Below are 9534 nucleotides of genomic sequence, written 5' to 3'. Positions count from 1 at the left end.
CCCCGGTGCGGGCCCGCGCCCACCTGGACCTGCGCCCCTAACCGCGCACACGCCACCCGGGGCCGCCCCCCTGCCGGAAGGGGCGGGGCGGCCCCACCCACCCGAACACCCACATCACTGCGCGCCGAGCGTCGTGTTCGGCGCGCCCACACGAAGGGACTCACCGTGTTCGAGAACGTGCCCGAGGTGACGGTCGCTGACTGGTTCTCCGGAGCCGAGATCACCTCCCGGATGCTGCGCACCCTGGGCCGGATCGGTCCGGGCGGGGTGATCATCGCTGACCTGTACGAGCGCGGCTACTACGTCACCCACGCCCGCACCCTCGACCCGGCCAGCCACACCCACTTCATCGTGTACGGCCACCACGACCTCGTCTTCGGCCTGGAGAACTACACCCTCGAGTACGAGGACCGGGCATGGGAGGAGCTGGTGGACGCGGTCGACGAGTCCACCTGGGACACCATGACCGAGGCGGTCGAGGACGTCGTCAAGACCGGGCCGGTCGTTACGCGCATGCGCCAGCACATGCAAGCACTCGGGTTCGACCTGACCGCCGCGCCGTACTACTACGACCGGTACGCCGACCCGGGCATCTACAAGCAGCCCACGACCCGGATGGTGGCCGACCGCTACGCCGACCGGACCGACCCGACCATCACGGTCACCGTGAAGATGCCCCTTGATGAAACCACGGGGGCGTTGTCCCTGATCACGATCACCGACCAGGGGAGTCACGTGAGGGGCTGGCCCAAGGCGCTGCGCAACCAGTTCGTCGCGGGAGCCCAAGCCCGCCGTGTACGCGCCGAGGCGGACGCGCACCTGCGCCGCACCCGCACCCGCACCTGACCGCGACGTCCGACCGGGTCGCCCCGCACGGGGCGGGGCGACCCCACCCACCCAACACCCACATCACTGCGCGCCGGGCGCTGTGTTCGGCGCGCCCACACGAAGGGACTCTCCGTGACCGTGTACCGCACCATGGGTGAGAAGTTCGCCCGCCAACGCCTGACCGACCACCTCCTGCAAGCCCTGGCCCGTACCGGGCCCGGCGGGCTGATCACCGCCAACCCCGACGAGAGCGAGTACCGGCTCACCCACCACCGGTGGCTGGACACCACCTCGCGGGAGACGATCGTGTACGGGTACGGCGACCTGATCCACGACCTGGACTGGGCCCTCCTCCTCCCGCCCGAGCGGGCATGGGACGCGCTCGTGGCGACGGCCGACCATATCGCCCACGCCTGCCTGGAATGGGACCCCTGGGAACCCACCCACCCACGCCCCCGCACGCACCTGGGCCGGTTGCGCCGCGAGATGCTCACCCACGGGTTCGTCCTTTTGCGCCGCCCGGTCTACATCGACCGCACCGACGGTGAGGACGTGTACCGCCTGCAGGACACCTACCTCGACACCGTGTGTCCGAACGTCGCGGTCACCGTCTCCACCCCGTACCCGGACACGGCGGCTGAGGACGCCTCGACCCTCACCTGGTTCACCGACCAGGGCGCGTTCGTCACCAGCTGGCGCACCCCCGACCGGGAGCTGTGCCGCCTGCCGGGGGCGATCCGCGACCGCGTCACCGCCCACCTTTCTCAGGACGCCTGACCACCACCATCGACCGGGTCGCCCCACCGTGAGGGGCGGGGCGACCCCCGCCACACACCACACTGCTGCTCCGCGAAGGGATCCGTTTGTCATGACCACCACCACGACTGCTTCGGCTGCGCGCCGTTCCGCGACCCGCACCCGCACCCGTGACCTCGTCCTGTCCGCCCTTGCCGAGGCACCCGAACCGATCACCGTCACCGCGTTGGCCGAGGCGGTGGGGGTCGGCAGGTCGACTGTGGGCAAGCACCTCCCGGGTTTGGAGAAGGAGGGGTTGGCGGTGCGCGTCCCGGGCGGGCGTGAGGGGCGTCGCCGCCTGCCCGACACCTGGCACGCGGCCACCCCCGTGGCCTCGGACACCACCGGCGACGGCGAGGACACCTCCCCCCTCCAGGTGGGCGACGGGGCGACGGGCGACGCCGCACCCGCAGAGCCCGACGTCGTACCCGTAGAGCCCGACACCGCACCGGACACCGTCCCGGAGGTGGTTCCGCCCACCTCGGACGCGGGAGGGGATGACTCCGCCCCGCGCACGGTCACGGAGGAAGTGCGGGTCGAGGAGGCACCGGTCGCGGAGGTGGCCACGGCAACCTCGCGTACCCCGGACATTTCGGCCCAGCCCGCCCCGGCCACCCCGCCCAAGCCCCGGGCGGCCTCGCCCCGGGCCCACGCCACCGCGACAGCAGCCGACGTGAACCCGGTGAGCGGGTCGGCCCGGCTCGCTCCCGGGGAGTTGAAGTTGATGGTGCGGGCGATCCTCGACGCCGACCCGGGTGAGGAGTTCACCGCGACCGAGATCAGCCACCTGCTGCAGGGCCGGTCGATCGGCGCGATCCAGAACAACCTCGCCCGCCTGGCCAAGGACGGTCACGCGGTGCGCACCTGCGACAAGCCCCGCCGCTACCGGACCGCCAACACCGTGAAGTAGCAGCCCCCGGGGGGTGTGGGCGCAACGCCACCCCACACCCCCACCGCCAAAATACCCCTAGGGAGTATGACGTGTTCGATGGTATGTGGCCCTGGACCGACCTGGGCTGTGTGGAATGGGAGTACACCGCAGTTCTGGCCGCCCTGTGCGTGACGGTCACCCTGGTGGGGGTGGTCAACCGCGCCCACCGGTTGCTGCGCACCTACTACGTGGCCAACCGGTGGCCGGGGGTGGTGCACCGGGAGGACCGGGGTCCGGGGACGGTGTGCGGGGTGTGCGGGCACCACCTCGCGGTGCACGACCGGGCTACCGGCCGGTGCTGTCACGGCACCCCGTTGGGCCACCTCGCGGTGGTCATCGCTCTCCCGCTGCCGTTGCTGGTGCGGGACATGGTGCAGGAGGCCGGGTGCCCCTGCCGCCTCCAGGAGCCGAACAGGTAGCACGGACCTTGCGTGAGTCGGGTGAAGGCCCGGGACCCACACCAGCCAGGCGCTGGTGTGGGTCCCGGGCCTTCAGCTTTCCCCTCGAAGTTGTGCGGGGTCGGTGTCGCATTCGTGGTGGGGGCGTCTTCTTAGGAGGTCATCAGGGCGAGAAAGAAGGAGAGGCGCCTGATGACACACACGTCCTACGACAACCCCACGGGCCGACCGCCGTTGGCGGTGTGGCCGTGCGCACCGACCCCCCATCACCCCACCCACGAGGGGGCGGGCGAGGTGGTGCCGGACCGGTTGGGCCACCGGCTGGTGGGCGAGTACACCCGCCCGGGGCAGGTGGTCGCCGACCTGACTGGCACCCAGGGTCGGGTGGCGGCGATCGTCCGCCTGCGGGGGCGCTCGGCCGAGGTGCCTGCCCGCACCGAGTATGACCAGGGGGAGCGGGTGACGGTGTTCGGGGTGGCGTGGGCCGACCTGACCGTCACGGTCCTTGCGGCCGTCCCCGAGGAGGACCCGAGGCGGCGTGAACGGCGCACCCAGGCGCGGGTGATGTTCGCGGCGACCCTCACCCGCCCGGGCGGGATCGTCGCGGTCGTCACGCCGGTCGGGCACGCCCCTACCGGGGCGGTGGTGGATCCGGCTCCGGGGGTGGTGCGGGCCGCCTCCTGCGCGGGGCTGGTGTATGTGCAGCACGTGATCGCGTTGACCGTCCCGATCTGCGAGGCCGGGCTCGGAGCCACCATCCCCGTTCGGGGGCGGGACCTCGACCCCGACGAGGAGGAGGTGGGGGACGCCTTGCCGGCCTCGGTAGCCGAGGCGGCGGCCACGATCACCTCGCCCGCGCACCTGAACGTGTCCGTGTTCCGCCTGCCCAAGCGGTACCGGACCGCTACCGCGGAGGTCCGTGGGGAGGTGGGCGCGTGAGCCAGGACCGCCACGGCGACGACCTCGCCTTCCCGGACCGCGGCCGCGACGCGAACGGTCATCTCGGCCACCCCCACGACGACCACACCCACCTCGGGGAACGCGACCAACTCGCGGGGGCGGGGTGGTCGGTGTGGACCACGGGGCAGCGCCAGGCCCGCCAGCAGCGGGGGAGCCGGTACTCGCGGTTGTCGGTGGAACACCCCGCCAAGATGCTGCCCGCGATCGCCCAGCACGCCATCCGCGCCTACACCCGGCCGGGGGAGGTGGTGTTGGATCCGATGTGCGGGATCGGCACCACCCTGGTCGAGGCGGTCCACCTGGGACGCGACGCGGTCGGGATCGAGTTGGAGCCCAAGTGGGCGTCCATCGCCCGGCTGAACCTGGAGACCGCCGCCGTCCACGGAGCGCCCGGGCAGGGGACGGTGCACACCGGCGAGGGTGCCGAGGTCGCCGCCAGCCTGGGCTCGTCGTTGGCGGGGCGGGTGCGGTTGGTGTTGACCTCGCCTCCGTACGGGTCGATGACCCACGGACAGGTCCGCTCCCGCCGTGACGGGGCTCAGGCGGTGGAGAAGTACGCCCACGTCTACGCCCGGGAACGCGACGAGAAGGTCGCCAATCTCGCTTACCAGAAACCGGAGGCCCTGCTGGGGTCTTTCTCCCGGATTCTGGCGGCGTGCCGTCCGTTGTTGGCGCCGGGCGGGGTGGTCGTGGTGACCACCCGCCCCTACCGCAAGGACGGCCACTTGATCGACTTCCCCGGCCAGGTCGCTGAGGCGAGCCGGCGTGCGGGGTTGGTGCAGGTCGACCGGTGTGTGGCGCTGCTGTGCGCGCTGCGCGACGGGGAGCTGGTGTCCCGTGGGTCGTTCTTCCAGATCATCGAGACCCGTCGCCTGCGCAAGGCGGGCATCCCGGTGCACGTGATCCAGCACGAGGACGCCTTGGTGTTCACCAACCCCGCGAGCGAGCAGGAGGCCCAGGCGGCATGACCCACCACCACAACGACCTCGCCTCCGACGGCAGGCAGGTCCCCGGCCGGTTCAGCGACGCTGCTAGCGATGAGCGCCGTTCCCAGGTCATCACGGACCTGCGGGAGCTGGCCGAGTTCCTGGAGGCGCACCCGGACCTTCCCGTCAGCCCGCACACCGGCGTGGACGTCACCTACTTCCCGCGCACCAGCCGCGACGCGGAGGCCTTCGCCGAAGTCTCCAGCGTTGGCGCCCTGCTGGGGGCGATGCCGACCTGGGAGGGTGACCACCTGGTGGTCGAACACACCCGAGGTGCGGCCCGGTATCGGGTGGTGGCGATCCCCGAGAAGGTGCGCGCCCAGTACCGGGCATGGTTGACCTACACGGGCCACGTCCGCCCGGACTGACCAGCACGGGCTGTGGGGCGGGGACGCGTCTCCGCCCCCGATACGAGCCCGGGGCGCACGGGAGCGGGTGTGGGGCGCTGTATCGATCCACGTCGCCCTCGCCGCCCCGGGCTGGCACCCAGCCCCCAACCGGGGTGCACGGGCCGACAGGGCCACACACGCGCCATGAAAAGCGAAAACGACATACCACCCGAATCGGTCGAGCCGTGAGCGGGAGTGGTGGACCGCTGATTCAACCGGATCGCCTGTGCAGCAGGGCTCCCGCCGATCCACCTGCACGGGCCGCGCCATGAGGCTGCCTCCTTCGCCGTGGCGTCGGGGCGGACGTGCAGGTGGTCTCCACTGAGCTCAGCTACGCCATCACCCAATTCACCCAGGACACCAGACGGTGTTCCCTGAGGTCGCCAAGGCGGTGGTCGCGCCGCCGGACTCCGAGCATCCCGGGGCTCGGTCCCTGACCGGTTGGGCGGTCCACGGCTGGACCGTCATCCGACTCGGGGAACTGCCCCCGTCCTCGGGCTTGCATCCCGCGACTCACAGGACCCGGCGTCGGGCGGGCCCAGATCAGGGAAAGTAGTGTTCGGCGAGACGAATGATTTCTGCGATTCCGTCCGCATCCACGGTGTACCGGACCTCCGCCACGACGTAGACCTCGGGCACGAGGGCGTTCGGGCGGTACTCGTCAAAGTAGGCGAACACGTCCTCGCGCTGGATCGGTGTGGTGCCGTACCCGGAGGCGTCGACATCTCCCGGAGTGAAAGCCCCGCTGGTCTCGTCCCAGCAGAGCACTGCGGCGCAGTACAGCTCCGCATCGTCCGCGATACGCGCCCACATCGGTTCCGAGCCGGAGAAGTCTGGATCGTGCGCGTCGAACTCCGGGTCGCTTCGTTGGTCACTGAACCGGAACGGGTACAGGCCGATCGCGTCGTCGCCTGGCCGAGGTGTGTCGGGTTCGGCGGCCCAGCCAACCCAAGCGGGGGTGGTCACCACCGCGGGCGGTTCGGACTCCGACACAGCGACCCCCTCGGTACTGGGGGGTACCTCCTCCATCGCGCGGTCCTGCACGGACCGCCCCAGCCACCACCCCCCGGCGACCACCGTGAGAAGGAGGGCGACAGCCCCGGCGCCCAGGGCCAGAGCACGCCCAGACCCCCTCCGAGTTCGCACAGGGCGAGGGGAGAAACTCACCCGGTACCGTCGCGTGGGTGCCTCGGGAACCCCTGACCAGCCGTCCCGAAGCAGCGTGGTCACCGCTTCAGTGGCGGCCTCGGCCGAGTCGGTCCGCCCACCGCTGATCTCCCGCACGATGTCGGCGGCGCTCGGACGTTCCTGGGCGGACTTGTCTAGCGCACGGCGGACCAGCGCCGCGAGCAGCCCGGTGAAGCCCGTCAGGTCGGGCTCCTCGTGCAGGATCCGGTAGGCGACGGCATCGGCGGCACCGCCGCCGAACGGCGGGCGGCCCGTGGCCGCGTAGGCCACCACTGCTCCCCAGGCGAACATGTCGTCGGCGAACGTCGCTGCCTCACCCCTATAGTGCTGCGGGCTGATCCACCCGGAGGAACCGACCACCGACCCGGTGCGGGTCAGTGCGGTTTCGTCGATGGCACGGGCGATGCCGAAGTCCAAGACCTTGGGACCGGACGGGGAAAGGATGACGTTGGCGGGCTTGAGATCGCGGTGGACCACCCCCTGGGCGTGGATGCGCACGAGAGCCTCGGCGACACCGACGGCCAAGCCGCGTAGCAGAGCCGGGCTGAGAGGACCGTGCTCACGTACATGCGCCCCCAGGGTCGGACCCTCGATGAGAGGAGTGACTAGCCAGGGGCGATCCGCGCTCGTGTCGGCGTCGATGAGCGGGACCACACAGGCCCCGCCGACCCGGCGGAGCAGGTCCACCTCACGGGCGAACCGGGCCCGGAAATCGGCGTTCTCCGCGTACTCGGCATGCACCGTCTTGACCGCCACAGCCCGCCCTTCGGGGGTCATAGCCGCGTAGACCACGCCCATGCCTCCCGCGCCCAGCCGCTTGAGGAGCCGGTAACGGCCGATACCACGAGGTGCGGTCGAGGGCAGATCCTCGGCTGAGGCGGGCAGGCGGATCTCCATCTCGTTCGGGGTGGCTTTCGATGGGGGCATGGGGCTCCGAAGCGTGGTGAGGGGCGAACTCTTGGAGCCCAGACGCTACCTGTTCACACGGATGCTGTCCGCGCTGGCGTTCGTCTTGTGTGCTTTGGGGCGCAGGGCCTCCTAACGACGAAACGGGCAACCGCGCTGGCACCTGAACCGAGCCTGCCAGGCCAGTCTGGAGGCCACTGGCATCTACATAACTGGTCCGCTGTCTCTAAGCTTGAGATTTAACCTGTGCCCTCGGTTGGCTAGTTGAGCTGGCCGGGGATTTTGGCGTTCGGCGGACAGCAGAGCGGCCTTGGGGCGATCATGTGCGGCGATCATGTGCGCTGTCGAGACGCTGATGACCCAATCCCCAAGGCCGCAAAGATGAGTCTGCTGCACGATCCCGCCCACGGCGAGCCGGTGTCCACCTTGTCCCGCTTCCGGACCGACCTGCGCGCCTGCCTGCACTGCCGCTCCGGTTGAGGGTGTGACCAGTTCAAGCTCACTCTCTGATTCGCTCGACCCATGAAACCCATTTATCGCATCCAAATGTATCAGGTATCCCGCATCGACAAATAATGGGCTCCTGATGTGAAATAACATATCCTCCTTCCCTAGGGGCGGGCATGAGTACGCCTTTGATTTCCTCTGTAGTCGGATCGGCTCCCTTTGTCACTACCAAAATATCCTTTTCTTGACCCGGATCCTCAGCGGAGACGACAGCCTGCAAGGCCTCGTTGACGGCTCGGTCGCGAAAACCATAACCGATTATCAGTATGGATTTGCTCATATGGGCGGTGGCCTTGAAAATGCTGTATGCCAGTTCGAAGGGGCGTTCCTTGATGCGCTCAAGCTTCCCTGACTGGCTGGTGAGAACCACCTCTGGAAGCCACTCGGTCCTCCCGTCCCGAAGAGCTTCCCAGTAATTCCTATTGCGCAGAGATCGCAACGGGAACCGAATGACGTCCGGGTTGCCGCTCGGGTTTCTTAGCCAAGCTGCAGATCCGTGCATTTGCAGCACGGCAATGCGCTTTCCTCTGGGAAGGTTGTTCCTCGTGCGCAGGGGCTTGCCCGAAATCGGACGCTCCCCTGGAATAACCTCGTACTCCTTAGAGCGTCGCTGTCCGTCTGCCAGGTCACATAGCTCGTCACGGTGATCCCCCAGCAATGCAGCGTGGAGCAGGCTATCATAATTTAGGGTTCCTAGGTATATATTATCCACCTTCCTGCCATTTGCGATGGCGAGCATTTCTTGAATGAATTTCTCAGTGTGTTCGTTTCCCTTTGCTGACACAACCTGCTCCAGGGTGATTGCCGACCCTCTTCGGTATAAGTCTCGAAGAAATTCTGAGGTCGTTTTCATTGATCTCTCTAACTCGGTATGATCGACACCTTTGCGTGCGATCCTGAGGAGCGGGCCGATGTCGGCGAAGCCCTTAGCTGCACTATCGAGAGGGCCCAGAAGGTGCTCAAAGTTCGCCGTTTCTGACGCAGAGTCTCCTGTGAGGGTTCGACTGAGCGAAGCCAGTGCTTGAGCAGCGTCCCCGTCCTCCCCGGCGGCCTCCTTGAATTTCTTCTTTAGAGAATCAGTGAGAGCATGCATTTCTAGCAAAGGGTTTCCTGGTATGGATATGCCATTTCCCGCCAATACGACTATCTCCATGTTGCCTCCACTCGAAATTTGACAGGGGACAACGTTAGCGCACCCCGTCGGAATTTAGGGGTTATCGTGCGGGTGCTGACCAAGAAATGACTACCTATTGAACTCAGAGGTGCTGTCTCAAGTTCTGGCGAACCTGGGCTATGAAGGCGTCGGCGCCGGTGTGCACGTCCCCGTAAAGTGCCCCGGTCATGTGCCGTGGGAACGCTTCAGTACCGAAAAGGGGGCTGCCAACCTGCTGCTACGCGGCATGCGCGCCGTCGGCGAACGTGCCAAGGCGCTGCTCGTTGGACGCTGCAGGCTGCTGCGCCACACCACGAAGAGCCTCTCTCGGATCATCGTGTGATGCTCCCACCTTGGGTGAACCATTTGCAGGTCGCATGTCGCATCTGCTCTGGTGACGTCTTCCTAGGAGGTCGTCAAGGGGGAAGCGACGACGGATCCGGATGGATCGCGAAAGGGCGGATATGGGGGACGCGAATCGGCAGCGGCGGCT

General features: G+C 68.1%; 10 protein-coding genes. 8 read left to right on the top strand and 2 right to left on the bottom strand.

What is annotated here, in order from left to right; genetic code table 11:
* Positions 1–165 precede the first annotated feature (165 nt).
* The 7 genes from AB0I72_RS28170 to AB0I72_RS28140 all read left to right on the top strand — a co-directional run bounded on the left by AB0I72_RS28170 (position 166) and on the right by AB0I72_RS28140 (position 5266).
* Positions 166–846, top strand: a complete 681-nt coding sequence (locus AB0I72_RS28170) for a hypothetical protein (protein ID WP_358574089.1) — start codon at positions 166–168, stop codon at positions 844–846.
* Between the two features lie 114 nt (positions 847–960).
* The gene (locus AB0I72_RS28165; RefSeq protein ID WP_358574087.1) at positions 961–1605 is read left to right on the top strand and encodes a hypothetical protein; all 645 of its coding nucleotides are present in this window, start codon (positions 961–963) and stop codon (positions 1603–1605) included.
* Between the two features lie 91 nt (positions 1606–1696).
* Positions 1697–2533, top strand: a complete 837-nt coding sequence (locus AB0I72_RS28160) for a MarR family transcriptional regulator (protein WP_358574085.1) — start codon at positions 1697–1699, stop codon at positions 2531–2533.
* Between the two features lie 71 nt (positions 2534–2604).
* Positions 2605–2973 (top strand): hypothetical protein, encoded by a 369-nt coding sequence (locus tag AB0I72_RS28155; protein WP_358574083.1) that lies wholly within the window; start codon positions 2605–2607, stop codon positions 2971–2973.
* A 171-nt stretch (positions 2974–3144) separates the two neighbouring features.
* The gene (locus tag AB0I72_RS28150) at positions 3145–3891 is read left to right on the top strand and encodes a hypothetical protein (protein ID WP_358574081.1); all 747 of its coding nucleotides are present in this window, start codon (positions 3145–3147) and stop codon (positions 3889–3891) included.
* Positions 3888–4880 carry a DNA methyltransferase gene (locus AB0I72_RS28145; RefSeq protein ID WP_358574079.1) on the top strand — a complete coding sequence of 331 codons (993 nt, stop codon included), beginning with the start codon at positions 3888–3890 and terminating at the stop codon, positions 4878–4880. Before AB0I72_RS28150 ends, AB0I72_RS28145 begins: the two co-directional genes overlap by 4 nt.
* The gene (locus tag AB0I72_RS28140; protein ID WP_358574077.1) at positions 4877–5266 is read left to right on the top strand and encodes a hypothetical protein; all 390 of its coding nucleotides are present in this window, start codon (positions 4877–4879) and stop codon (positions 5264–5266) included. Before AB0I72_RS28145 ends, AB0I72_RS28140 begins: the two co-directional genes overlap by 4 nt.
* A gap of 564 nt (positions 5267–5830) precedes the next feature.
* Here AB0I72_RS28140 and AB0I72_RS28135 read toward each other — a convergent pair.
* Positions 5831–7402, bottom strand: coding sequence for a serine/threonine-protein kinase (locus AB0I72_RS28135; protein WP_358574075.1), 1572 nt, complete (start codon positions 7400–7402; stop codon positions 5831–5833).
* Between the two features lie 478 nt (positions 7403–7880).
* Complete coding sequence (locus AB0I72_RS28130; protein ID WP_358574073.1) at positions 7881–9041, bottom strand: SIR2 family protein; 1161 nt, start codon at positions 9039–9041, stop codon at positions 7881–7883.
* 97 nt (positions 9042–9138) lie between these two features.
* Here AB0I72_RS28130 and AB0I72_RS28125 point away from each other — a divergent pair, with 97 nt between their 5' ends.
* The gene (locus AB0I72_RS28125; protein WP_358574071.1) at positions 9139–9384 is read left to right on the top strand and encodes a hypothetical protein; all 246 of its coding nucleotides are present in this window, start codon (positions 9139–9141) and stop codon (positions 9382–9384) included.
* The last annotated feature ends 150 nt before the right edge of the window (positions 9385–9534 follow it).

Source organism: Nocardiopsis sp. NPDC049922 (assembly GCF_040660275.1).
Taxonomy (GTDB): Bacteria; Actinomycetota; Actinomycetes; order Streptosporangiales; family Streptosporangiaceae; genus Nocardiopsis.
Note: the sequence above shows the minus strand (reverse complement) of the source record. Positions and strands in the feature narration are given on the sequence as shown.